At 33.8% G+C, this 24,209-nt stretch carries 23 protein-coding genes; 19 read left to right on the top strand and 4 right to left on the bottom strand.

What is annotated here, in order from left to right; translation table 11 throughout:
• Positions 1-2 precede the first annotated feature (2 nt).
• The 18 genes from SCB73_RS07190 (at position 3) to dusB (ending at position 19,012) form a co-directional block, all read left to right on the top strand.
• Entirely contained in the window at positions 3-695 is a 693-nt protein-coding gene (locus SCB73_RS07190; protein ID WP_320569391.1) for a hypothetical protein, read from the top strand.
• 130 nt (positions 696-825) lie between these two features.
• Positions 826-1,443 carry a 3-oxoacyl-ACP synthase gene (locus tag SCB73_RS07185; protein WP_320569390.1) on the top strand — a complete coding sequence of 206 codons (618 nt, stop codon included), beginning with the start codon at positions 826-828 and terminating at the stop codon, positions 1,441-1,443.
• A gap of 2 nt (positions 1,444-1,445) precedes the next feature.
• Complete coding sequence (locus SCB73_RS07180; RefSeq protein WP_008465883.1) at positions 1,446-1,703, top strand: phosphopantetheine-binding protein; 258 nt, start codon at positions 1,446-1,448, stop codon at positions 1,701-1,703.
• A 167-nt stretch (positions 1,704-1,870) separates the two neighbouring features.
• On the top strand, positions 1,871-3,067 hold the full coding sequence (locus SCB73_RS07175; RefSeq protein ID WP_320569389.1) for a beta-ketoacyl-[acyl-carrier-protein] synthase family protein: 1,197 nt from the start codon (positions 1,871-1,873) through the stop codon (positions 3,065-3,067).
• Complete coding sequence (locus SCB73_RS07170) at positions 3,067-4,131, top strand: beta-ketoacyl synthase N-terminal-like domain-containing protein (protein ID WP_320569388.1); 1,065 nt, start codon at positions 3,067-3,069, stop codon at positions 4,129-4,131. Before SCB73_RS07175 ends, SCB73_RS07170 begins: the two co-directional genes overlap by 1 nt.
• A 56-nt stretch (positions 4,132-4,187) precedes the next feature.
• Positions 4,188-4,913 carry a polysaccharide deacetylase family protein gene (locus tag SCB73_RS07165; protein ID WP_320569387.1) on the top strand — a complete coding sequence of 242 codons (726 nt, stop codon included), beginning with the start codon at positions 4,188-4,190 and terminating at the stop codon, positions 4,911-4,913.
• A 110-nt stretch (positions 4,914-5,023) separates the two neighbouring features.
• The gene (lolA2, locus tag SCB73_RS07160; protein ID WP_320569386.1) at positions 5,024-5,650 is read left to right on the top strand and encodes a flexirubin biosynthesis/transport protein LolA2; all 627 of its coding nucleotides are present in this window, start codon (positions 5,024-5,026) and stop codon (positions 5,648-5,650) included.
• Positions 5,616-6,251 (top strand): flexirubin biosynthesis protein LolB2, encoded by a 636-nt coding sequence (lolB2, locus tag SCB73_RS07155; protein ID WP_320569385.1) that lies wholly within the window; start codon positions 5,616-5,618, stop codon positions 6,249-6,251. The genes lolA2 and lolB2 overlap by 35 nt, the downstream gene beginning before the upstream one ends.
• A gap of 20 nt (positions 6,252-6,271) precedes the next feature.
• On the top strand, positions 6,272-6,877 hold the full coding sequence (locus tag SCB73_RS07150; RefSeq protein WP_320569384.1) for a porin family protein: 606 nt from the start codon (positions 6,272-6,274) through the stop codon (positions 6,875-6,877).
• 3 nt (positions 6,878-6,880) lie between these two features.
• A complete protein-coding gene (locus SCB73_RS07145; protein WP_320569383.1) occupies positions 6,881-7,492 on the top strand; it encodes an outer membrane beta-barrel protein in 612 nt (203 codons plus the stop codon).
• Positions 7,493-7,496: 4 nt separating this feature from the next.
• The gene (locus SCB73_RS07140) at positions 7,497-7,868 is read left to right on the top strand and encodes an ApeI family dehydratase (protein ID WP_320569382.1); all 372 of its coding nucleotides are present in this window, start codon (positions 7,497-7,499) and stop codon (positions 7,866-7,868) included.
• A gap of 2 nt (positions 7,869-7,870) precedes the next feature.
• A complete protein-coding gene (locus SCB73_RS07135) occupies positions 7,871-8,356 on the top strand; it encodes a hypothetical protein (protein WP_320569381.1) in 486 nt (161 codons plus the stop codon).
• 19 nt (positions 8,357-8,375) lie between these two features.
• The gene (locus SCB73_RS07130; RefSeq protein ID WP_320569380.1) at positions 8,376-9,554 is read left to right on the top strand and encodes a DUF2062 domain-containing protein; all 1,179 of its coding nucleotides are present in this window, start codon (positions 8,376-8,378) and stop codon (positions 9,552-9,554) included.
• A gap of 163 nt (positions 9,555-9,717) precedes the next feature.
• Entirely contained in the window at positions 9,718-13,398 is a 3,681-nt protein-coding gene (locus tag SCB73_RS07125) for a 1-acyl-sn-glycerol-3-phosphate acyltransferase (protein WP_320569379.1), read from the top strand.
• A gap of 1 nt (position 13,399) precedes the next feature.
• Positions 13,400-14,914 (top strand): phytoene desaturase family protein, encoded by a 1,515-nt coding sequence (locus tag SCB73_RS07120; protein WP_320569378.1) that lies wholly within the window; start codon positions 13,400-13,402, stop codon positions 14,912-14,914.
• Positions 14,915-14,921: 7 nt separating this feature from the next.
• On the top strand, positions 14,922-16,589 hold the full coding sequence (locus tag SCB73_RS07115; RefSeq protein ID WP_320569377.1) for a C45 family peptidase: 1,668 nt from the start codon (positions 14,922-14,924) through the stop codon (positions 16,587-16,589).
• Positions 16,586-17,875, top strand: a complete 1,290-nt coding sequence (flxY, locus tag SCB73_RS07110; RefSeq protein WP_320569376.1) for a flexirubin biosynthesis putative acyl-CoA ligase FlxY — start codon at positions 16,586-16,588, stop codon at positions 17,873-17,875. The genes SCB73_RS07115 and flxY overlap by 4 nt, the downstream gene beginning before the upstream one ends.
• 144 nt (positions 17,876-18,019) lie before the next feature.
• Positions 18,020-19,012 carry a tRNA dihydrouridine synthase DusB gene (dusB, locus tag SCB73_RS07105; protein ID WP_320570081.1) on the top strand — a complete coding sequence of 331 codons (993 nt, stop codon included), beginning with the start codon at positions 18,020-18,022 and terminating at the stop codon, positions 19,010-19,012.
• A gap of 52 nt (positions 19,013-19,064) precedes the next feature.
• Here dusB and SCB73_RS07100 read toward each other — a convergent pair whose 3' ends face one another.
• From SCB73_RS07100 to rbfA, 3 genes are all read right to left on the bottom strand, one after another.
• Positions 19,065-20,492 (bottom strand): MATE family efflux transporter, encoded by a 1,428-nt coding sequence (locus tag SCB73_RS07100; protein WP_320569375.1) that lies wholly within the window; start codon positions 20,490-20,492, stop codon positions 19,065-19,067.
• Positions 20,493-20,662: 170 nt separating this feature from the next.
• Positions 20,663-21,862, bottom strand: coding sequence for an ABC transporter permease (locus SCB73_RS07095; RefSeq protein WP_320569374.1), 1,200 nt, complete (start codon positions 21,860-21,862; stop codon positions 20,663-20,665).
• A gap of 1 nt (position 21,863) precedes the next feature.
• The gene (gene rbfA / locus SCB73_RS07090) at positions 21,864-22,256 is read right to left on the bottom strand and encodes a 30S ribosome-binding factor RbfA (protein WP_320569373.1); all 393 of its coding nucleotides are present in this window, start codon (positions 22,254-22,256) and stop codon (positions 21,864-21,866) included.
• A 218-nt stretch (positions 22,257-22,474) separates the two neighbouring features.
• On the opposite strand from rbfA, the gene SCB73_RS07085 reads away from it, so the two are divergent.
• A complete protein-coding gene (locus tag SCB73_RS07085) occupies positions 22,475-22,894 on the top strand; it encodes a CBS domain-containing protein (RefSeq protein WP_320569372.1) in 420 nt (139 codons plus the stop codon).
• A gap of 44 nt (positions 22,895-22,938) precedes the next feature.
• On the opposite strand, the gene SCB73_RS07080 is transcribed toward SCB73_RS07085, so the two are convergent.
• On the bottom strand, positions 22,939-24,192 hold the full coding sequence (locus SCB73_RS07080; protein WP_320569371.1) for a murein hydrolase activator EnvC family protein: 1,254 nt from the start codon (positions 24,190-24,192) through the stop codon (positions 22,939-22,941).
• Positions 24,193-24,209 lie beyond the last annotated feature (17 nt).

Genomic DNA, 24,209 nt, shown 5'->3' with positions numbered 1-24,209 from the left:
TTATGAAACTATCAAAATTCATATTTATAATTCTAGTTCTTCTTTCAACTTTTGGATGTAAAAAAAAGGAAGTTGAGAAGGTAGACGAACTACGATTTGAAAAAGATGTCTTAAAGAATGTCTTTGTCGAAATTGTAGATTCTATATATATGGATCGAAGAATAATTCTTCCGCCACCGCCACCTAGATTTAATTCAGAAACAAACAAAGTAGATACAACTGGTCAAAGCAAAGAATTAAAAAAATATTGGCACTATAGAGATAGCATCAAAAATGATAAAACAAAAATACTTCTTGGTGTTTATACCGATGTAGAAAAAATTAGCTCTTTTGAAACTGAAATGATTCTTAGGCAATTAAATATCTCAGGCTATTTATATGACAATTCAAAAGAAACAAACAAATACAAATTGGATTTAAAAGCTTTTGAAAATAACAAAAAGTTTAATTTTCAAAATGCATCAAAATATCCTCATGAAAAAAATTGGAATTTAAATGATAAGAGTAATGTACGATTTCCCGTTGGAACAATTTCAGTATCTCGAATTCAATTCAATAAAACAAAAACGAGAGGAATTTTATCAGCTGGAGCCTCTTGCGGTGGCGGAAAATGCGGAAGAGGTTTTTTAATTATAATTGAAAATAATTCTGGAAAGTGGAAAATTTCCGAAGTAATTCATACTTGGGTTTCTTAAAAAGGAAAACACAAATTACATGAATTATCACAAATTAATTTGTGTAATTTTTGAACCTGAAATAATTTGTGCCAATTCGTGACTCGAGCGGTAGCAAACAGACGAAGTAAATTCGTGTTAAACAAAAATAATGACTCAAAACAAAACCTACATACAATCCTACATCACCATCCAAAACAACGAAATTGTTTTGAACGGAACTTCTGTTTTCAAAATTGAACCAACCGATTTTGCCGATTTTTCCAAACAAGCATTGCGTAATTTTGAAATTCAATATCCAAAGTTTTTCAAAATGGATGCTTTGAGCAAATTGGCTTTTTTAGGATCAGAGTTGCTTTTGAGTCCGATGATTTCTGCGGAAGAAGAAAATAATATTGCTTTGATTTTGGCGAATAAATCGTCGAGTTTAGATACCGATGTAAAATATCAGGAATCGATTTCTGACAAAGAAAACTATTATCCGAGTCCGGCGGTTTTTGTTTATACATTGCCAAATATTTGTTTGGGCGAAATAAGTATTCGTCATCAGTTAAAAAGTGAAAATTCTTTTTTTATATTTGATGCTTTCAATTCTGAATTTTTGTTGAACTATTCTGAGATTTTATTAAACACAAATAAAGCAGATTCCGTTCTGTGTGGTTGGGTAGAATTTTACAATGACAATTATAAAGCGTTTCTTTGCATCATTAGTAAAGAAGAAAACGAAAAATATACAAACGAAACTATCAATACATTATACAATAGATAATCATGGAAGCATTAAAAGAAGAATTAAAAAATAAAATCATTACAACTTTAAACTTAGAAGATATCGCTGTTGAAGACATTGCCGATAACGATCCTTTGTTTGGAGACGGTTTAGGTTTGGACTCAATTGATGCACTTGAATTGATCGTGATTTTAGATAAAGATTACGGAATTAAATTGGTTGACCCGAAAGAAGGAAAAGCAATTTTCCAATCGATCGAAACTATGGCGGCATACATAAGCGCAAATAGAACAAAGTAGTTTTTTATAAACTTTGATAAAGAGTTTCTAACTTAAAAAACTTGGCGACTCTGCGACTTGGCGAGATTAAATCATAAAGCTTTTTTTCTTAACCGCGAGAAATTTGCTCGCAAAGACGCGAAGGCACAAAGTTTAATTTGATCAAAAAATCATAAATCTAAAATTAGATGAAAGGTGTAGCAATAACGGGAATGGGAATTATTTCTTCGATTGGAAATTCAGTCGAAGAGAATTATATTTCGCTGATCGAAAATAAAATCGGTATTTCCAGAATTGAAAATATCCCGACGGTTCATGCTGATATAATCAAAGTTGGTGAAATCAAAAAAACCAATGAAGAATTAATTTCCGAATTACAGCTTTCAGAAAATAATAATTTTTCGAGAACGGCGATGATTGGTGCTTTGGCAGCCAAGCAAGCTGTTGAAAATGCCGGAATCACCTCAATCAACGAATTCAGAACGGGACTTATTTCGGCTACAAGTGTGGGCGGAATGGACATGACTGAAAAATATTATTTCGATTATTTCGAAAAACCGGAATTGGTCAAATACATAACTTGTCACGACGGTGGAGATGTGGCTGAAAAAATTGCTTCTGAACTAGGTTTAAAAGGAATGGTTACGACAATCAGTACGGCTTGTTCCTCGGCGGCAAATTCAATCATGTTAGGCGCACGACTAATTAAATCTGGAAAACTGGATCGTGTAATTGTTGGGGGAACTGATGCTTTGGCAAAATTCACCATCAACGGATTCAAGACTTTGATGATTTTATCTGACGATTATAACAAACCATTTGACAATACTCGAAAAGGGCTAAATCTTGGTGAAGCGGCTGCTTTTTTAGTTTTAGAATCGGATGAAGTTGTTGCGAAACAAAACAAAAAAGTATTGGCAAGAGTTTCGGGTTACGGAAATGCAAATGATGCTTATCACCAAACGGCATCTTCAGAAAATGGCGACGGCGCTTACTTGGCGATGAAAAAAGCTTTTGAAGTTTCAGGTTTAAAACCTTCTGAAATTGATTATATCAACGTTCACGGAACCGCAACACCAAACAACGATTTATCTGAAGGAAGAGCTTTACTCCGAATTTATGAAGATGAAAAAGTTCCGGATTTCAGTTCTACAAAACCGTTTACAGGTCATACTTTAGCAGCAGCTGCTGCAATTGAAGCTGTTTATTCGGTTTTAGCAATTCAAAATAATGTGGTTTATCCAAATCTGAATTTTGAAAATCAAATGGAAGAATTTGATTTGAAACCACAAACCACTTTAAAAAACAAAAATATCGAACACGTTTTATCCAACTCTTTTGGTTTTGGAGGAAATTGTTCAACCCTTATATTTTCTAAAAGCTAATGACAAAAAAAACATATATAAATGGAGTAGGCTGTATTTCGACTCAAAAAACATTTGATACTGTTTTTTTAGAAGAAGCTGTTTACAATCAAAATGAAACGGTTCTTTCGATCGTTTCTCCGGTTTACAAAGATTATATTTCTCCTGCGATGATCAGAAGAATGGCAAAAGGAGTGAAAAACGGAATCGTAGCTTCGGCTTTGGCAATGAAAGATGCCAATGTCGAAAATGTTGACGCGATCATTACCGGAACTGGTTTAGGTTGCATCGAAGATTCTGAAAAATTCCTGAAAAACATTCTCGATAATAACGAAGAATTTTTAACGCCAACTTCGTTTATTCAATCGACACACAATACTGTTGGTGCACAAATCGCGCTTTCATTACAATGCAAAGGTTATAATTTTACGTATGTAAACGGAGCGGTTTCTTTTGAATCGGCACTTTTGGATGCCAAAATGCAAATTGAAGAAAACGAAGCCAATTCAATTTTAGTTGGCGGAGTTGATGAAACCGGCGATTATACGATGTCACTTTTTAAATTGGCGGGAAGAATTAAAAAAGAAAATGATCTTCATTCTGAGTTTTTAAATTCAAATTCCAGTGGCGTTATTTATGGTGAAGGTGCCAGTTTTTTTATTTTGGAAAATGAAAGAAAAGCGAATACTTATGCTGAAATTCTTGATGTCGAAATTGTAAATACTTTAGAAAAAAATGAAGTAGAAACTGCTTTAATTTCTTTTCTAAAAGTAAATAATTTACAAATTTCAGATCTTGACGCCGTTGTTTTAGGTTTTGACGGAAACGCAGATTCTGATTTCTATTATAAGAATCTTTCTGAAAATACTTTCGCAGAAACGCCTCAACTGTATTACAAACATTTGAGCGGAGAATATGATACGGCTTCGGCATTTGCTTTGTGGATGGCATCAAAAATTATAAAAACTCAAGAAATTCCGGAAATTATAAAAGTAAATTCGGTTTCAAAACCTGCCTATAATACCATTTTATTGTATAATCAAGTAAATGGAAAAAATCATAGTTTTATGTTGCTTTCAAAATGATAACGCATAAAAACATAGCTATTTTTTTTATCTTTTTATTGCTCGTATTATTTCTTTTGAACTTTTATACAGCAATTAATTTTTGGTGGTTTCTTTTGATTGTTCTGATTTGGACGGGAATAAATGCTTTTGGTTCTGCCCGAATTTCTTCTAATTATCATGTAAAAGCTTTCTGCAATAATCCGTCGGAAACAGAAAAAAAAATTGCCTTAACTTTTGATGACGGCCCGAGTGAATTTACTTTGGAAGTTTTAGAATTGCTGAAAAAAAACAATGCCAAAGCGACTTTTTTCTGTATTGGAAAAAATATTGAAAAGCATCCGGAAATCCTCCAAAAAATTATCTCAGAAGGTCACTTGGTTGGAAATCATTCTTATTCACATTCTAAGTTTTTTGATTTTTATAATGCTAAAAAAATAACCGAAGAGCTTCAGAAAACAGATAAATTGTTGGAAAAATTCACTTCAAAAAAAATAAACTTTTTTCGTCCGCCTTATGGGGTTACCACGCCTTCAATTCGCAGGGCTTTAAAAGTTACCGGACACAAAGTTATTGGCTGGAATATTCGTTCGCTTGACGGCGGAACAAAAAATACGGAATTGATTTTGAACCGAATTAAAAAACGCATTTCTCCCGGCGGAATCGTACTTTTGCATGATACTGCTCCGCACTCTGTTTTGGTATTGGAACAGTTTTTGCAATTTTTACAGCAAAATAATTACAAAGTAGTTTCTGTAGAGGAATTACTGAATCTTAATGCTTACGAAATTGAACGCGGATGAAACGGATTCGCTAACGCGAAGACGCGGATAAATACGGATTTTCTTAAATTAAAAATTCGGGGAAATTGGTGAAATTCGTGGCAGATAATAAGCACAATTTTTAATAAAATATGAAAACTAAAATAGCATTTTTAATTCTATTTATATCAAGTAATTTGTTCGCTCAAGAACAAAAAATGACTGATGCTGAAATTGCATCTTTTAAACAGGATGTAAACGTAGTTGCTAAAAAAATCAAAACTTTAAGTACTGATTTTGTACAATACAAACATTTGGATTTTCTGTCGAAAGACATTGAAACTTCGGGAAAAATGGTTTTTAAAGAACCGGCTTTATTATCTTGGCAATACAAAAAACCATACAATTACAGTATTGTTTTCAAAAACGGAAAAATTCTAATTAACGACGAAGGAAAGAAAAGCGCGGTTGATATTGGCAACAGCAAAATCTTTGCGAGAATCAATAAATTAATTATTGGAAGCGTGAGCGGCAATATGTTTGACGACAAAGAATTTACGATTTCGTATTTTAAATTGAAAGGTCAAAATTTGGCGAAATTTATTCCAAAAGATGCGACTTTGAAAAAATACATCAAACAAATCGAACTGACTTTCGACAAGGAAGAAGCAACAGTTGTTCAGGTAAAATTATTAGAATCATCTGAAGATTATACCCGAATTGTACTTAAAAATAAAGTGATCAATGCAAAAATCGACGATTCAGTTTTTACTAATTAATTGTTTTCTGGCCATTGTTTTGGTTTCCTGTGGCTCGGTCACAAAAAATTATACGCCTAAAAAATTAGACAAAACGAATATAGAAGTTCCTTATTTCTCTGACCCAAATGCTGATTATGTTTATAAAACCAACATAACAGTTTACGGTCATGAAATGTCTGGAATTTTCATCGCCAAAAAAATAAATGATACAACGCATCGCGTAGTTTTTACAACCGAATTTGGAAACAAATTATTAGATTTTGAAATTGCTGAAAAGACTTTTAAAGTCAATTCGATAGTTTCTGAATTGGATCGAAAAATCCTGATTAATACATTAACTGAAGATTTCAGAATTCTTCTTAAAAAAGATTTTCTGATTCAGGAACAGTTTGAAAATGTAGATTTTAACATTTATAAATCAGCGGATGGCGCTCGTGACAATTATCTTTTCTTTTCAAAAAAAGACCAAAAATTAGAAAAAGTAGTACGTTCTTCTAAAACAAAAGATAAAATAACAATTACTTTTACTTTAGAAAACGATAATTTTGCTAAAAAAGTCGTCATTTTACATCAGAATATCAAGTTGAAAATTGAGCTGAATTATTTTAAATCAGAATAAAAATACAAACCAAACCAACTATGAAAAAACTAACTTTAATTGCATTTGTTTTATTTATTGGACTTATTTCTGCGCAAGCACAAGTATTTGTTAGCCCAGGAATTAGAGGCGGTTTAAATCTTTCGAATTTAACCAATATTGACAATCACAGCATGAAAGCTGATTATTATGTTGGTGGTTTAGTTGCCATAAAATTCAATAAATATTTTACACTTCAACCTGAAATAACGTATTCAAGACAAGGTGCCGAAGGTCGAGACTATTATAACGGATCAAATACCTTGCAAGATGCAAAATATGAATTGAATTATGTAACGCTTGGTGCCGTTGGAAAGTTTAACTTTCACGGCGGTGGTTTTCATGTTTTGGCCGGACCATCACTTGATTTGAAAACAAGTGATAATTTTGGACGATACGGTTATGATCCAATCGGAACAGATTTTTCATTTGTTGGCGGTATTGGTTACACGTTGCCAAATGGATTGACTTTTGAAGCAAGATTCAAACAAGGATTAATTGATATTTACGGTTATGACGGTATTGATTATAATGACTATTATTATGACCAAGTTATTTTAAATCAGGTATTGCAGTTTGGTATCAGTTATACTTTTAAAGTAAAATAGGTATTGGGCTTTAAAAATCTAGCAGTCACAATATTATTTTTTATTGTACTGCAACAAGCGCAGAGTCAAGTCAGTTTTAATCCGGGTTTGAGAGGCGGTTTGAGTTTCTCGACTATTTCGGAAACGAAATCCACCTATAAAACTGATTTTTATGTTGGTGCTTTTGGCGAAATAAATATCACAAAAATATATGCTCTTCAGCCAGAAATAAGTTATAGCAGGCAAGGATCTGATAATGTTGGATATTATTTTGATAATGCTGAACCAAGAACGGTAAAATTTCGTGATTTGCAATTGGGATATTTATCTTTTACGCTATTAAATAAATTTACATTTGGACCTGGAATTCAAATACAATTTGGACCAGCAGTTGATGTTCTTGTAAACGATAATTTAGATAAAGTAGAAATGTATAATGATTTATCGCTTATTACAGGTCTTGCATATCGTTTGCCTTCGGGACTTACATTTGAAGCTCGATTAAAAAAAGGCTTGTTTGATGTATTTGATAGTTCTTATTATAATGATAAAAATGATTATTATTTATTTGGAAGTTATAATACGAATGTCAATATTCAATTAGGTATTTCATATGCCTTTAGAGAAAAAAAATAAAAAAATGGTTTTAAAAGATTTTTACAAAGTTCTTTCGGAAGAAAAAACAGGAGACACAAAATATACAATTACAATTCTGATCAATGAAAAACATGAGGTTTTCAAAGGTCATTTTCCGGGAAATCCAATCATGCCTGGTGTTTGCATGATTCAGATTATTAAAGAACTGACCGAGAAAATTACGCACGAAACTTTAATGATCCAGACATTAGCCAATGTGAAATTCATGGCGCTTATAAATCCAGAAGTTAATCCGGAATTGCGCTTAGAACTTGACGTTGCAAAGACCGAAGACCATTTGATAAAAGTAAAAAACACCACTTATTTTAATGATACTGTTGCTTTGAAATTAAGCAATGTGTACAAAAAGATGTAATTATGAAACTGCTAATGACATTACTTTTATGGATAAATTTTGTGGGCGCTCCAGATTTGGCGTCCATCAGAAAAATGTATCCAAATGTTACAAAATCCGAGAGTAATGCTAAAGAATTTTCAGAAAAACTAGCTTCTATCTCTGATGATGAAAATAAAACTTTAGTCGCTTATAAAGCTGCTTCAATTTTATTAGATGCCAATTTCAAAAAAAAATTAAAAGAAAAAATCGACCGTTTTAAAGAAGGTGCAAAATTGCTTGAGTCTACTATAAAAAGTGAGCCAAATAATATTGAGATCAGAATGATTCGTTTGAGCATTCAAGAAAATGTTCCTGGAATTACGGGGTACAAAAAAAATATAAAAGAAGACAAAAAATATCTAACAGAACATTATGCTGATCAAAGCGGTGTTTTAAAAGAATATATAAAAGACTTCATTTTACAATCAAAAAGCTTCTCTGAAAAAGAGAAACAATTTGTGAAGTAAACGAAAGCAAAATTTTCAAATGAAACCTATTTTATCACAGCACGATCTCCTAAATGCCACTTCTTTTTGTGTTATTGTACCAACGTACAACAATCAGAAAACACTAAAAAAAGTTTTGGATTCTGTTTTAGAATTTACTTCAAATGTGATTATTGTCAACGATGGCTCTACTGATGAAACTCCTGAAATTCTAAAACACTTTTCGCAGCTTACGCAAATTCATCATCCTAAAAATTTAGGAAAAGGAAGAGCGCTTAGAAATGGTTTCAGAAAAGCAATCGAAATGAAATTCGAGTATGCGATCACTATTGATTCTGATGGACAGCATTTTGCTTCAGATATTCCGAATTTTATCTCTGCCATTCAAGAAGAACCGAATTCGCTTTTGATTGGAAGCCGAAATATGACGCAAGAAAATGTTCCGAAGAAAAGCAGTTTCGGAAATAAATTTTCAAATTTCTGGTTCAAATTCGAAACCGGAATCAAACTCGATGACACGCAATCTGGTTTCCGATTATATCCGTTGCAATTAATTCCTAAGAAATTTTACACCAATAAATTTGAGTTTGAAATTGAAGTGATTGTGCGCTCGGCCTGGAAAGGAATTGTGGTAAAAAATATCCCAATTCAAGTTTTGTACGATCCTGCAGAACGTGTTTCTCATTTTCGTCCGTTTCGAGATTTTACCCGAATCAGTATTTTGAATACGGTTTTGGTCACTAATGCTTTGCTTTACATCAAACCAAGAGATTTTTTTAGAAGAGCAAAAAAAAAAGGTTTTAAAAAGTTCTTTCTCGAAGATATTTTAGAAAGCAACGATTCAAATTTCAAAAAATCGGCAGCGATTGCATTGGGAATTTTTATTGGTTTTTCACCTTTTTGGGGTTTTCAGACCATTCTGCTTTTTACTTTTGCTGCTCTTTTCAGGCTTAATAAAGTCATTGCATACCTGACTTCAAATGTGAGTTTCCCGCCATTTATTCCGTTTATAATTTATGCTTCGCTTCAAGTTGGTAGCATTTTTGTATCCAGCGATGCCCCTTTAGTTTTAGACAGTTCGATCACACTCGACGATATTCAAAAAAATGCAACGCAATATATCGTAGGAAGTCTTATTTTAGCATCCGTTTCCGCGCTGACTGTTGGTCTTTTGAGTTATTTACTTTTGACTGCTTTTAGTAAGAAACAAACCGAATAATTTTTCGCCACAGATTCAAAGGATTAAAATGATTTTAACATCCAGTTTGTCAGGCTGAGCGAAGTCGAAGCCCACGTCCAATTGGAACGCCCTTCGACTTCGCTCAGGGTGACAAACTAAAGCTAATCTTTAATCTGAGTCGAAAAAAACTTAAACCGAAATCATGCATCAATACTTTTACGCCATTCATTTATTTGTAAATAAAAGAAAATCGCTTTCGGTTTTTTTGGCTTTGCTGATGCTTTTTATTTTTGGATTCTTTGCTTCTCAAATCAAATTTGAAGAAGATATTACCAAATTAATTCCCGCCAACGATAAAGCCGATGTTACGGCGAAAGTCTTAAAACAATTAAATTTTGCCGATAAAATAACAGTTATTTTCAAACTCGAAAAAAACGGTTCTGCAGAAGATTTGAAAGAAATGGCAACTGCTTTTTCTGATAGCGTATCAACTTCATGCAAACCTTATGTAACAGGAATTCAAGGAAAAATTGATGAAGAAAATATTCAGGAAACTATTGATTTTGTTTACAATAATTTGCCGCTTTTTCTTGAAGATAAAGATTACGAAACGATTCAGGCAAAACTGCAAAAAGACAGTATTGCCACAACCGTTCAAGGAAATTACAAATCAATTATTTCACCATCGGGATTTATCACTAGAGATTTTATTCAACGAGATCCGCTTGGAATTTCGTTTATCGCTTTAAAAAAATTACAGCAATTAAATGTTGGAGATGATTTTACGCTTGAAAATGGTTTTGTGATGACCAAAGACAAAAAGAAACTTTTGCTATTTATAACCTCAAATCTTCCGTCAAGCGAAACTGAAAAAAATACACTTTTTGCTGCAAAACTAAAATCGATTCAGGAAAATTTAAATCATAAATATAACGGCAAAACTTCCATCAGTTATTTTGGTTCGGCATTGATTGCAGTTGCCAATGCCAATCAAATCAAAAGCGATATTGTTTTGACGACATCAATTGCGATGTTCACGCTGATGTTGATTCTGATTTTATTCTACAGAAAAATATTGATTCCGCTGATTATCTTTCTTCCAACGGTTTTCGGAGCTTTTTTCGCCGTGGCATTTTTATATTTTGTAAAAGAACAGATTTCAGCCATTTCACTCGGAATTGGATCCATTTTACTCGGAATTACGATCGACTATTCTATTCACATTCTCACGCATTACAAGCATAACAGCGATATCAAAACATTATACAAAGACATTACGATGCCTGTAATTATGAGCAGTTCGACCACAGCTGTTGCATTTTTATGTCTGCTTTTTGTAAAATCTGACGCACTGAATGACCTCGGAATTTTCGCCGCCGTAATTGTAATGGCAACTGGAATTTTTTCGCTTTTAATTGTACCGCATTTGTACAAACCAAAAGAAAATCCAGCTGAACACAAGAAAAATGTCATTGATAAAATGGCACATTTCTCCTTTCACAACAATAAATTCCTGATTGGATTTTGCGTTATAATTACAATTATTTGCTTTTTCACTTATAACGATGTTGGTTTTAATAACGATTTATCACAATTGAATTTTGTTCCGAAGGAAATCAAGGCAGCCGAAAAACAATTGGAAGAAAGTACAAGTTTGACTTCAAAAACCATTTATGTGGCTTCATACGGAAAAAGCATGGATGAAGTTTTGCAAACCAACAGCAAATTTTTTACTGATTTATCCAAAGAAAAACAGCAAAACAAAATCTTGAATTTTAGTTCTGTTGGCGGAATTATGCTTTCGCAGACAGCACAAATTCAGAAAATTGAAAAATGGAATTCATTTTGGGATGCCAATAAAAAGCAACTTTTGCACTCGCAATTAATTGCCGAAGGTTCAAAAATCGGCTTTAAGCCAACTACTTATTCGCTGTTTTTTGATCATTTGAATTTTGATTTCAAACCGGTTTCGGCAAATGAATTTTTAAAAATTCAGGCGCTTCAATTAAAAGAATTTGTGACTGAAAAAAATGGATTTTACACGATTTCGACTTTGGTAAAAGTTTCACCAGAACAGCGCGATTCGTTTGTAAAATCGGCTTCAGCCAAAAATAATTTGATTGCCATCGACCGCCAACAAATGAATGAAACGTTTTTCAGCACCTTGAAAACCGATTTCAATTCGCTTGTCAATTATTCGTTTGTGGCCGTAATTTTAATTCTGTTTTTCTTTTTCCGAAGAATCGAATTGGTAATTGTAAGCTGTATTCCAATTGCGTTGACCGGAATTGTAACAGCAGGAATCATGGGGATTTTTGGCATTCAAATGAATATTTTCAGTATGATTGTCTGCACGTTAATTTTTGGTCACGGTGTCGATTTCAGCATTTTCATGACAAGTGCTTTACAGAAAGAATATACAACCGGAAGAAACGAAATTGCGATTTATAGAACTTCAATTATTCTGGCGGTAATCACGACAATTTTAGGAATTGGCGCGATGATTTTTGCCCAACACCCAGCGCTTACTTCCATTTCATCGGTTTCATTAATTGGAGTTTTTGCTGCGCTGATTATCACGTTCATCTTCTACCCAATTCTTTTTAAACTTTTCATCTCAAACCGATCAAAAAAAGGAAATCCGCCATTTCATTTGCGCACTTTTATTCATGGAATCATTTCGTTTGCATATTATGGTTTGGGCGGCATTATCATGTCGATTTTCAGTTTTACGCTAATGCCAATTTTGCCTTTGAGCGCTAAAACAAAAATGAAAGGTTTTCGATATGTGGTTTCAAAATTCATGAAATCAGTATTGTATTCCAATCCGTTTATACACAAAAAAGTCGTTAATAATTTCCATGAAACTTTCGAAAAACCCGCAGTAATTATTGCCAATCATTCTTCATTTCTAGACATTTTAGCAATGGGAATGTTGAGTCCAAAAATTATATTTCTGGTAAGCGACTGGGTTTACAACTCTCCAATTTTTGGCGGAGTTGTCAGAAAAGCTGGTTTTTATCCCGTTTCGGAAGGTTTGGAAGGCGGCGTTGAACATTTGCGCAAAAAAGTAAGCGAAGGATATTCTTTAATGGTTTTTCCAGAAGGAACTCGTTCTGAAAATAATGTTATTAAACGATTTCATAAAGGCGCTTTTTTCCTTGCCGAGGAATTTAATCTGGATATTATTCCTATTGTGATTCACGGCGCTTCTGAATTAATTCCTAAAGGCGATTTTGTCATTCATAATGGAACCTTAACAATTACGATTTTAGAACGAATTACACCTGAAAACACTTCCTTCGGAAAGAATTATGCCGAAAGAACAAAACAAATAAGTGCTTTTTTCAAAGCAGAATATCGCAAAATTCGTCAGGAATTAGAAGGCGCAGATTATTTTAAATCGATGTTGCTTCACAGTTTTGATTATAAAGAAATTGAAGTGGTGGACAGTGTAAAAAAAGATATCAAAAAGCATCTCGAAACGTATTTTATTCTTGGAAAACAATTGTCGGCGAAAGCCAAATTATTGCATTTAGCTGATGATTATGGACAATTAGATGTTTTATTGGCTTTGCAAGAACCACAGCGAAAAATACATTCCTATATTGTGGATGAAGAAAAACGAGATGTTGCCAAAACCAATTATATTGTTGGAAAGAGAAAAATAACCTATCTCGAAAATTTAGAATCAATATCAGAAAATCAATACGATGCCGTTTTAATTTCAGATGAAAATCATGAAAATGAAATTCAGAATGTTATTTCTACAACATCTTGTGTAATTTTAATGGATTGCCCTCGTTTAAAAGATACAATCATCAGCCTTGGTTTTCAATGTGTTTTGGATGAAAACGACCTGATTATTTTTAAGAAAAACTAACATGAAGGAACATTACGATGTAGTGATTATCGGCAGCGGTTTAGGCGGATTGGTTTCGTCTATTATTCTGGCTAAAGAAGGCTACAGCGTTTGTGTGCTCGAAAAAAACAATCAATATGGTGGAAATCTTCAGACTTTTGTTCGGGACAAAACCATTTTTGATACCGGAATTCATTATATCGGAGGTTTAGGCGAAGGCCAAAATCTGCATCAATATTTCAAATATTTGGGAATTATCGATAAATTAAATCTGAAGAAATTAGACGAAAATGCTTTTGATATTATTTCTTTCGAAAATGATACTACCGAATATCCACATGCGCAAGGGTACGAAAATTTTGTTCAACAATTAGCAAAATATTTCCCTGACGAAGAAAAAAACATTTCAGATTATTGCGAAAAACTAAAAACAATTTGTGATTCTTTTCCGCTGTATAATTTAGAATGGGAAGGAAAATATGATCCTGAAATTTTGACACTCAACGCAAAAGAAACTATCGATTCGTTTACTAAAAATGAAAAACTACAAGCGATTTTGGCGGGTTCGAATTTTCTGTATGCGGGCATTCCTGATAAATCGCCTTTTTACGTTCATGCTTTAATTGTGAATTCTTATATTCAAAGTTCGTGGCGTTGTATCAATGGCGGAAGCCAAATTACAAAACAGCTTTTGAAACAGCTCAAAAAATACGGAGGCGAATTTTACAAACACAAAGAAGTTACACGAATTGAAGTCGAAAATCACAAAGTGAATTCGGTTAAAATGAAAGATGGAACTCATGTTTCTGGAACGTATTTTATTTCGAATATTGAGCCAAAAACTACATTGAAAATGGCGGGAGAAGAAAACTTCAGGAAACCATTTTTCAACCGAATTCAAAGTCTTGAAGGCGTACTTTCCGCTTTTAGTTTGTATTTGGTTTTTAAGCCCGAAACGTTCAAATACATCAACCATAATTATTATCATTTCAAGAACAGCGCCGAAGTTTGGACGGCTCATGAATATGATGAAAATTCTTGGCCCAAAACGTATATGGCTTCCATGAATGCTTCTAAAGACGATGAAATTTGGGCCGATGGAATGACTTTTATAACCTACATGAAATTTGACGACGTTTTGCCTTGGGCGGAAACATTTAATACGACGGTCGAAAAAAATGATCGAGGCGAAAGTTATGAAGAATTCAAAACCAGAAAAACGGCTAAATTTTTGGATGAAATCGAAATCAAATTTCCCGGAATTAGAGATTGCATCAAATCAATACATACTTCAAGTCCGCTTTCGTATCGCGATTATATTGGCGGTGATAACGGAAATATGTACGGTTATGTAAAGGATTCTGGCAATCCGATGAAAACTTTGATTCCGTCAAAAACCAAAATCGAAAATTTATATCTAACTGGCCAAAGCATTAACATGCATGGTGTTTTAGGCGTAACTATTGGCGCGGTTGTAACTTGTTCTGAAATTGTTGGGAAGGAATATTTGATTACTAAAATCAATCAAGCTGAATAAATGAATTATGAAAAACCGAATTACATATCTCTTCTTCCTCGGTTTTTTGGGAATTTTTGCTTCTTGCGGTACATCAAAATCAAAAAATCATCAGCCGGATATTTCAAATTTTAATGCTACAAAACCAGTTGTTACAAAACTTTCTGACAGCGTTTTTATTGCTGGAAATAATTCGCTTTTAAAAAACAAACAAGGGCTTTGGGAACTTTATGTTGAAGGCGATCCGTTAGAAATTGGACTCAACACTGGCGCTTTATCTGACTCACTTTTGCAAAAGCAACAACAAATATTTTTCTCCAAAATTAAAGATTTAATTCCGTCCAAATTTGAACAGAAAATGTTGCGCCATTTCTTAAAATGGTACAATCGGAAATTATATGCTAATGTTCCCGACGAATATCAAACGGAGATTTTTGGCATTTCACAATATACCTCGCATGAGTTTGACAATATTGCACCGCAATATCAACGCGGATTGTACTTACATGCAGCGCACGATATTGGGCATGCTTTGCAGGATTTGGCCTTAGTTGGCTGTTCTTCATTTGCTGCTTGGGGCGAAAAATCAGAAGATGGAAATTTGATTCTCGGACGCAATTTTGATTTTTATGTCAATGACGCTTTCGCGGAAAATAAAATCATTGCATTTATAAAACCTGAGCAAGGTCATAATTTTATGATGGTTTCCTGGCCCGGAATGATTGGTGCAGTTTCTGGAATGAATCAGCAAGGTTTGACGGTTACCATTAATGCAGCAAAATCTGAAATTCCGCTGACCGCCAAAACTCCAATTTCTATTTTGACACGCGAAATTTTACAGCATGCTCAAAACATTCAAGAGGCAATCACAATCGCAAAAAAAAGAAAAGTATTCGTTTCTGAATCTATTATGGTGGGAAGTGCTCAAGACAACAAAGCCGTTTTGATTGAAGTTTCTCCAAAAAAAATGGATGTTTTCGAAGTTCCAAACAGCAATCAATTAATTTGTTCCAATCATTTTCAGAGTGCTACTTTTAAAGATGAAAAGCGAAATCAGACACAACTCGCAAAAAGTCATTCTGAATATCGCTTTGAAAGAATGCAGGAGCTTCTTTCGGAAAACAAAAAAGTAAACCCAGAAATTGCTTCCGAAATTCTTCGAAATAAAAATGGCTTAAATGATATTCCGCTAGGTTTTGGAAATGAAAAAGCACTGAATCAATTGATGGCGCACCACGGAATTATTTTTAAACCGAAACAAAAATTGGTTTGGGTCTCGGCAAATCCGTATCAATTAGGAGAGTTTGTTTGCTATAATTTGGATTCTATTTTTTCTTCCAAAAAAACAAATACAACAATTTCATTTGAAGAAGAAAAGTTGAATATCGCGAAAGATCCTTTTATTAAGACAGAAGCGTTTCAAAACTATAAAAAATTTAGAACTGAAAATCATGAAATGGATGTATCTCTGAAAAAGAAAACTCCAATTTCTTCTGAATATATCAGCTATTATCAATCCTTAAACCCCGATTATTGGGTTGTATATTACAAAGCAGGGTTGTACTTTTATCAACGAAAAGAATTTCGCGCTGCTCAGGTAAATTTTGAAAAAGCGCTGACCAAAGAAATTACCACAGCTCCTGATAAAGCAAAAATTGAAAAATATTTAAAAAAACTCAAAAGAAAATTACAATGATTCCAGCAATAGAAAAAAATTCTTTAGACGAAATTAAAGTTTTTCAGGAACAAAAATTAGCCGACCTTTTAGCTTATATCAGCGAAAATTCTCCTTTTTATAAACGACTTTTTGCCGGAAGAAATATTGATATTTCAACCGTAAAAACGTTGGAAGATTTGCAATACTTGCCTGTTACTACAAAGGAAGATTTGCAACAATATAACGATGATTTTTTGTGTGTGCCACAACATAAAATTATCGATTACGCTTCAACATCAGGAACTTTAGGCGATCCTGTGACTTTTGGTTTAACCGATTCTGATTTAGATCGATTGGCCTATAATGAAGCCATTTCTTTCGCTTGCGCTGGAATTTCAGAAGGCGATGTGGTACAATTGATGACAACAATCGATAGAAAATTTATGGCCGGATTGGCTTATTTTCTTGGCTTGAGAAAATTAAAAGTCGGCGTAATTCGTGTTGGCGCGGGAATTCCAGAAATGCAATGGGATTCGATTTTAAAATACAATCCGAGTTACTTAATAACGGTTCCTTCTTTCCTTTTGAAATTAATTGAATATGCTGAAATTCACGGAATCGATTATAATAATTCGAGCATAAAAGGTGCCATTTGCATTGGAGAATCTTTGAGAGAACAAGATTTTTCAATGAATATTTTATCCAAAAAAATCACCGATAAATGGAATATTAAGTTGTTTTCGACTTATGCTTCTACTGAAATGAGTACCGCTTTTACAGAATGCGAACATGGAAAAGGCGGACATCATCATCCAGAATTAATTATTGTTGAAGTTTTGGATGAAGATAATATGCCTGTTAAAAATGGCGAAATCGGCGAACTTACTTTTACAACTTTAGGAATTGAGGCGATGCCGTTGCTTCGTTTTAAAACCGGAGATATTGTCCAGCTTCATAATGAACCTTGCGCTTGCGGAAGAAATACGTTGCGTGTTGGTCCAGTTGTTGGCCGTAAAAAACAAATGATAAAATACAAAGGAACAACGCTTTATCCGCCAGCAATGAACGATGTTTTAAGCAGTTTTGATAATATCGAAAATCATTTAATTGAAATTTCTACCAACGATTTAGGCACAGATGAAATTCTGATAAAAATTGCCGTAAAAAACCAAACTCCAGAATTTCTTCAGGAAATAAAAGATCACTTTAGAGCTAAATTGAGAGTAACTCCAAAAATAGAATTTGTTCCAAAAGAGATTCTAAACCCTATCGTTTTTAACCCAATGAGCCGAAAACCAATTCGGTTCTTCGACTACCGAACTTAGTAAAGTGACAGAGAAACAAAGATACAAAGTTGCAAAGGTTTAGGTTCTGATTATAAAACCTTTGCAACTTTGTCACTATGTCACTTTGCACCTAATATCACGACAATTCGAAGAAAAGTTGTAATTTTGCAAAAAATTATGAAGATGGTCAAGATTGGCAAGATAGAATTACCCGAATTTCCTTTACTACTCGCTCCGATGGAAGATGTTAGTGATCCGCCGTTTCGCAGATTATGCAAAACGCACGGCGCTGACATGATGTACTCTGAATTTATTTCATCAGAAGGATTGATTCGTGATGCTATAAAAAGTCGAATGAAGCTGGATATTTTTGATTACGAACGCCCGGTTGGAATTCAGATTTTTGGTGGTGATGAGGAAGCGATGGAAATGTCGTCTAAAATTGTTTCGACTGTAAAACCCGATTTAGTAGATATTAACTTTGGATGTCCGGTAAAAAAAGTCGTTTGCCGTGGTGCCGGTGCGGGAGTTTTAAAAGATGTTGATTTGATGGTTCGTTTAACCAAAGCGGTTATCAAAGGAACTGATTTACCTGTTACTGTAAAAACGCGTTTAGGCTGGGATGAAAATTCTATTAATATTGATGAAGTTGCTGAAAGACTTCAGGATATTGGTGTTCAAGCTTTAACAATTCACGCCAGAACTCGAGCTCAAATGTACAAAGGTCATTCTGACTGGTCGCATATTGCGCGTGTAAAAAACAACCCACGAATTACAATGCCAATTTTTGGAAATGGCGATATCGACAGTCCAGAAAAAGCATTACATTATAAAAATGAATACGGAATTGACGGTATCATGATTGGTCGTGCCGCGATTGGTTATCCATGGATTTTTAATGAAATCAAACATTACTTTAAAACTGGCGAGCACTTGCCTGCTCCAACAGTTATCGATCGTGTTGAAGCTGCCAGAAATCATTTAAAATGGTCAATGGAATGGAAAGGCGAGCGTTTAGGAATTGTAGAAATGCGTCGTCATTATACGAACTATTTCAAAGGAATTCATTCGTTTAAAGAATTCAAGCAAAAATTAGTTACAACTGACGCACCTGAAGATTTATTCGCTATTATGAAAGAAATTGAACAGGTTTATGCAGGATATGAGTTTGTTTAAAAAATTATTTTTATAAAAAGAAAGGCCTTCAAAATTTGAAGGCCTTATTTTTTTATACCTGAACTCTCTTCCACTTCCCTCTTTTATAGAAAAAGATTCCTGTCAAAGTAATTGCAGTTTCAGCAACCGGAATAGCAATAAAAACTCCTGTTGGTCCCATATTAAAATGTTTTGCTAATACAAATGCCAGCGGAATCTGAAATAACCAAAATCCGAAGAAATTAATTCCCGTTGGCGTCCAGGTATCTCCTGCTCCATTGAACGTATTGATCAAAACCATACCGATTCCGTAGAAAATAAATCCAATGCTCATAATCTGCAAAGCTTCAATTGCAATGGTTTTGACCTGCTGATCATTCGTGAAAAACGAAATAATATATTGCCCAAAAACCAGAGTAATAATCATAATCGTAGCCATGAAAATCACATTGTATCGTGCCGTTGTATAAACTGATTTTTCAGCGCGTTCAATCTGTTTTGCTCCTAAGTTTTGCCCAACCAAAGTGGCTGCTGCATTACTCAATCCCCAAGCTGGAAGAATAAAAAACATCATAATTCTAAGTGCTGTTTGATATCCAGCCGAACCATGATCTCCACCAGTTGTGGCTACCAATTGTGCCAAGAAAATCCAACTACAAGAAGCAATTACAAATTGTAAAATTCCAGGCGCAGCAATTTTTACTAAAGCTTTTATCTGCGTAAAATCCGGAGCAAAATATGGAATCTTAATTTTTAAAATTCCCTTTCCTGAAAACAAATGATACAATTGGTAAAAAACACCAATGCTTCTTCCAATAGTGGTTGCTAAAGCTGCGCCTATTAATCCGAAAGCAGGAATTGGTCCAAGGCCATTAATTAAAATCGGGCATAAAATGATATTACAAATATTGGCAATCCAAAGACTTTTCATTGCAATTGCCGCATTTCCGGCTCCGCGGAAAATTCCGTTAATTAAGAATAAAAGCATAATACACAAACTTGAGCCAATCATAATCTGTGTAAATCGGAAACCGTGTTCGGCTGATTCTATTGAAGAACCCATTAAAATCAAAATATCTTTTGCATAAATAATTCCGAACATGCTCAGTACACTATTTACTGCAAATGCAACTATAATTGATTGCATTCCTGCTTTCGCCGCCGCAACCGCATCTTTTTCGCCAATTCGCCTTGCGACAACGGCGGTCGCTGCCATACTCATTCCTATTGCGAGTGAATAAATTACGGTTAATACAGATTCTGTCAATCCAACTGTTTGAATTGCAAAACTGCTGTGTTCCAAATGTCCCACGAAATACAAATCGACTAGAGCAAAAACCGATTCCATCATCATTTCCAAAACCATTGGGATGGCTAATAGAATTACGGCTTTTTTTATACTTCCCGAAGTATAATCAAATGATTCGTCGCCTTTTAAAGCTTGTTTTGTTGTGGTAAAAATTTTAGAAATAAAACTTTTCTTTATAGATGTTTCTGTCATGATGTATTTAGGATAAATGATAAAATTGTCCAGTTTATAAAACTGAACTAAAAAGTAAAAACGTAAGTATCCTAATTATTCTAAAAAATAAATCAGGATTAGGCAGAAACAATCATATGCGGTAATTTTTTGAGACGATAAATATAGGAAATATTTTTCAGCCAGAAATCTTAATCCAACAGCTTTTTGCTCACGCGACTGCAAGCAATTAAAGATGCCAAGAAACCTAAAGAAATAATGGTTCCTAAGACAATCAATATGTTTTCAATTGTAAAAACAACCGGAAATGCCAAAGTTGGCGTAATCATAATCAGCTCGTATTTTTGTTGGAGTAACACTAAAATAACACCCAAAATAAGTCCGATTATACCACCAAAAACACTCAGCAAAGTTCCTTGAAGAAGGAATATTTTTCGCAGATGGGTTATTTCTGTTCCGAGGTTAAAAAGGGTTTTGAGATTTCCTTTTTTCTCTAAAATCATCATAATCAAAGCGCCAATCAAATTAAAAAGCGCCACAATAATTACTAAAGTGAAAATCAAATAAACAGCGATATTTTCGGTGTTAAGCATTCTATACAAAGATTCATTCAGCTGTGCTCTGTTTTTAAGCGTCACTTTATTTTTAAAAATGCTTTCAAGTTGCGATCGAATTGCGCTTTCATTTGCATTTTCTTCTAAATTAAATTCAATGCCCGAAATCTGATTTGGCTTGTACATCAATAATTCCTGCACCAAACCTAAATCGGCAAAAACATATTTGGAATCTAGATCTTCACTGATTGAATAAATTCCAACTGGCAAAACATCTGTTTTTGTAAAAGCATCATCAGGATTTTCGATTGCACCTTTTCCAGGTTTTGGTGCAAAAATCTGTAGGGGATTTTCAAAATCCAAAACGCCGAGAGAAAAATCACGGGAAATTCCGTAACCAATTACTACTTGATAAGTATCTGGTTTAAGCCATTGTCCTGTAAAAAGCTTTTTTCTAATGTCGTTGACTACAGGATAATTGCGGTCAACTCCTTTTAATGAAGTAACTTTTTGTTTGTCTTTGAACAAAAACAAAACGCGCTCTTCGATAATTTTTGTGTATGAGACAACACCTTCAATTTTTTTGATCTGACTTTCCTGATCGGGCGTAATCAAAAATGATTTTCCTAAGGTACTTGTCATTTTTAAATCGGGATCAATCTCGTTTGTAAAAGAGAGACTAAAAACTTTCAATCCGCTAAAAACAGACAAAACCACAAACAAAGCCATTGTACCAGCAATAATTCCTAAGCTGGCAATGCGGTTTATGATATTGATAGCATTGTTTTTGCTTTTGCTAAAAATATAACGTTTGGCTATGTAAAGCGGGAAATTCAATTTATGATTTTCTTCTTTTTTCTAAAAGATCACGATTTTCGATAGGGTTTTCTTTGCCTGCTAAAGCATTGTCGATTTTTTCGATATAATCTAATGAGTCATCGATAAAAAACACCAAGTTTGGCACACGGCGCAACTGCAGGCGCACGCGTTGTGACAAATCATGTTTGATTAGAGTTGTATTTGATTTTATAGCTTCTAAAGTTTCTTTTGCTTTCTCCTGCGGAAAAATGCTTAAATATACTGTTGCCACAGATAAATCTGTAGTTACACTAACTTTGGATACTGAAATTACTAAATTGGTAATTCCGTTTTTTCGCACTTCACCTTGCAAGATATCAACCAAGTCTTTCTGGATGACACCGCCTATTTTTTTCTGTCTATTTGTTTCCATAATGCAAAAATACTATTTTAATTTCAATGGTTTAATTTCAAATCAAGATATAGATTGATTTTTCGAATTGAAATTTCTTTAGTTTTATTTTCAGACGTATTTATTTTATCAAACAAAACACACAACTATCTTGTTTTCAGATATTAACAATGATAAAAATCATGTTTTTTATACTTTTATTCTGTGATCTTTGATAAAACATTACAACCTAATTTATTATGAAAAAGAGAGAACCTATTAGTCACATTATGACAAAAACTGTGGTGACTGCAAATGAAAAAGATGATTTAAAAACCGTAATTGAAAAATTAAAGAAAAATACGATTCGTCACATTCCAATTGTTAAAGGAAAAGAAGTTGTGGGCATTATCAGCCGCACCGACATCAACCGATTAACTTTTGGCGCTTTATTTGAAGGACAAGAAGGTGCAGACGAAGCTATTCTTAATATGCTGAATATTTCTCAGATTATGACATCAAAACCAAAAACAGTTTCATCTGACATGCTTATTAAAGATTTAGCTGAAATTTTTGCTAAAGAAGATTTTCATGCATTACCCGTTGTTGATCATGACGAGCTTAAAGGAATTGTAACCACGACAGATGTAATTAAATATTTATTGGAACAATATGATTAAAAAACTTTAATCAATAAAAAAGGGAGCTCAAACGCTCCCTTTTTTTATCTGTTTTGCAACCATCCTTCCGGATTCATGTTGGTTGTATTTTGAAGAATCAAAAACTTAATGGTTGTTTTTCCTGTATCACCGCTGGTTCTAACTTTTCCGATGCTTTGCTTGGTACTTACTTTATCTCCTTTTGCAACTGATACTGAACTTAAATTTTGATAAACTGTAAAATAATCTCCATGCTGAATCATAACTGCTCTGTTGATTGGCGATAAAACAATTACGCTCGAAACTTCCCCTTCAAATACGGCTCGGGCTGTTGCGCCTTGTTCTGTCGTAATCTCAACTCCCGAGTTATGAACTGTAATTGAGGGATGCAACGGGTGTGGCTGATCTCCATAACCTAATGAAACAAATCCTTTTTCAACTGGCCAAGGCAATTTCCCTCTATTTGCTTTAAAGTCTGCAGCTAAAATTTTTCCTTCTGGTGTTAAAGCAATTTTAGATGATGAAACTGGCGCCGCTGAAGATGTCGATCCAGGGTTTTCTTTTGCTCTTTCAAGAGCTGCTTTTCTATTTGCTTCAGCAATTGCCTCACGAATCAAACGATCTATTTGTCTGTCGATTCGTTTTGCTTCTGCTTGTTTGTTTCTAGTATCAGCAATGATTTTGTTTTTGTCTTTTTTAAGCGAATTAACTAATTTTTGCTGTTCTTTCTTTTCTACTTCTAAGCTTTGTTTTTCTTTTTGATTTTCAGCAATAATTTTCTTTTTAACTTGTCGTTGTCCATCTAATTTTGCATTAAAATCAACTAATTGAGCTGTTTTTGATTGAATTTCTAAACCTTGATTTTTTCTGTAATTCGTATATTGCTTTAAATATTGTGCTCTTTTATAAGCCTGCAAAAAGCTTTCAGATGATAAAATAAACATGGCTCGGCTTTGCTCAGAACGACTTTTGTATGATTTTAAAATCATCTTTGCATAATCAGCTTTCAAGACAGTCAATTCTTTTTTCAGCTTATTAACCTGAACTTGATTAATGTACATGTCATTGCTCAAAATTCGTTCCTGCTTTGCAGTTGTATTAATAAGTTTCTCTTTCAGCTTAATTTTATTCGCCTGAATCATATAAACATTTACAGCCGATTTTTCCTGTTTCTTTACAGATTGAAGCATTCTTTCATTATCTCTAATTTCCTGCTGAATTTGCGCTTTACGCTGTTCAAGTTTTTCTTGCTGTGAATCCTGTGCCCACGTAAAGGTAGTGGCACAAATAAAAATTAGGCTTAGGAGAAATTTATGCATGTTTCTGTTTTCTTTTT

The sequence above is a fragment of the Flavobacterium sp. KACC 22761 genome, assembly GCF_034058155.1.
Taxonomy (GTDB): Bacteria; Bacteroidota; Bacteroidia; order Flavobacteriales; family Flavobacteriaceae; genus Flavobacterium.
This window is presented reverse-complemented; position numbering and strand designations above follow the sequence as displayed.

Excerpts from the sequence above, each read along its gene's own strand:
- SCB73_RS07190 (WP_320569391.1), top strand. The coding sequence starts at position 3 with ATGAAACTATCAAAATTCATATTTATAATTCTAGTTCTTCTTTCAACT.
- SCB73_RS07185 (WP_320569390.1), top strand. The coding sequence starts at position 826 with ATGACTCAAAACAAAACCTACATACAATCCTACATCACCATCCAAAAC.
- SCB73_RS07180 (WP_008465883.1), top strand. The coding sequence starts at position 1,446 with ATGGAAGCATTAAAAGAAGAATTAAAAAATAAAATCATTACAACTTTA.
- SCB73_RS07175 (WP_320569389.1), top strand. The coding sequence starts at position 1,871 with ATGAAAGGTGTAGCAATAACGGGAATGGGAATTATTTCTTCGATTGGA.
- SCB73_RS07170 (WP_320569388.1), top strand. The coding sequence starts at position 3,067 with ATGACAAAAAAAACATATATAAATGGAGTAGGCTGTATTTCGACTCAA.
- lolA2 (WP_320569386.1), top strand. The coding sequence starts at position 5,024 with ATGAAAACTAAAATAGCATTTTTAATTCTATTTATATCAAGTAATTTG.
- lolB2 (WP_320569385.1), top strand. The coding sequence starts at position 5,616 with ATGCAAAAATCGACGATTCAGTTTTTACTAATTAATTGTTTTCTGGCC.
- SCB73_RS07150 (WP_320569384.1), top strand. The coding sequence starts at position 6,272 with ATGAAAAAACTAACTTTAATTGCATTTGTTTTATTTATTGGACTTATT.
- SCB73_RS07140 (WP_320569382.1), top strand. The coding sequence starts at position 7,497 with ATGGTTTTAAAAGATTTTTACAAAGTTCTTTCGGAAGAAAAAACAGGA.
- SCB73_RS07135 (WP_320569381.1), top strand. The coding sequence starts at position 7,871 with ATGAAACTGCTAATGACATTACTTTTATGGATAAATTTTGTGGGCGCT.
- SCB73_RS07130 (WP_320569380.1), top strand. The coding sequence starts at position 8,376 with ATGAAACCTATTTTATCACAGCACGATCTCCTAAATGCCACTTCTTTT.
- SCB73_RS07125 (WP_320569379.1), top strand. The coding sequence starts at position 9,718 with ATGCATCAATACTTTTACGCCATTCATTTATTTGTAAATAAAAGAAAA.
- SCB73_RS07120 (WP_320569378.1), top strand. The coding sequence starts at position 13,400 with ATGAAGGAACATTACGATGTAGTGATTATCGGCAGCGGTTTAGGCGGA.
- SCB73_RS07115 (WP_320569377.1), top strand. The coding sequence starts at position 14,922 with ATGAAAAACCGAATTACATATCTCTTCTTCCTCGGTTTTTTGGGAATT.
- flxY (WP_320569376.1), top strand. The coding sequence starts at position 16,586 with ATGATTCCAGCAATAGAAAAAAATTCTTTAGACGAAATTAAAGTTTTT.
- dusB (WP_320570081.1), top strand. The coding sequence starts at position 18,020 with ATGGTCAAGATTGGCAAGATAGAATTACCCGAATTTCCTTTACTACTC.
- SCB73_RS07100 (WP_320569375.1), bottom strand. The coding sequence starts at position 20,492 with ATGACAGAAACATCTATAAAGAAAAGTTTTATTTCTAAAATTTTTACC.
- rbfA (WP_320569373.1), bottom strand. The coding sequence starts at position 22,256 with ATGGAAACAAATAGACAGAAAAAAATAGGCGGTGTCATCCAGAAAGAC.
- SCB73_RS07085 (WP_320569372.1), top strand. The coding sequence starts at position 22,475 with ATGAAAAAGAGAGAACCTATTAGTCACATTATGACAAAAACTGTGGTG.
- SCB73_RS07080 (WP_320569371.1), bottom strand. The coding sequence starts at position 24,192 with ATGCATAAATTTCTCCTAAGCCTAATTTTTATTTGTGCCACTACCTTT.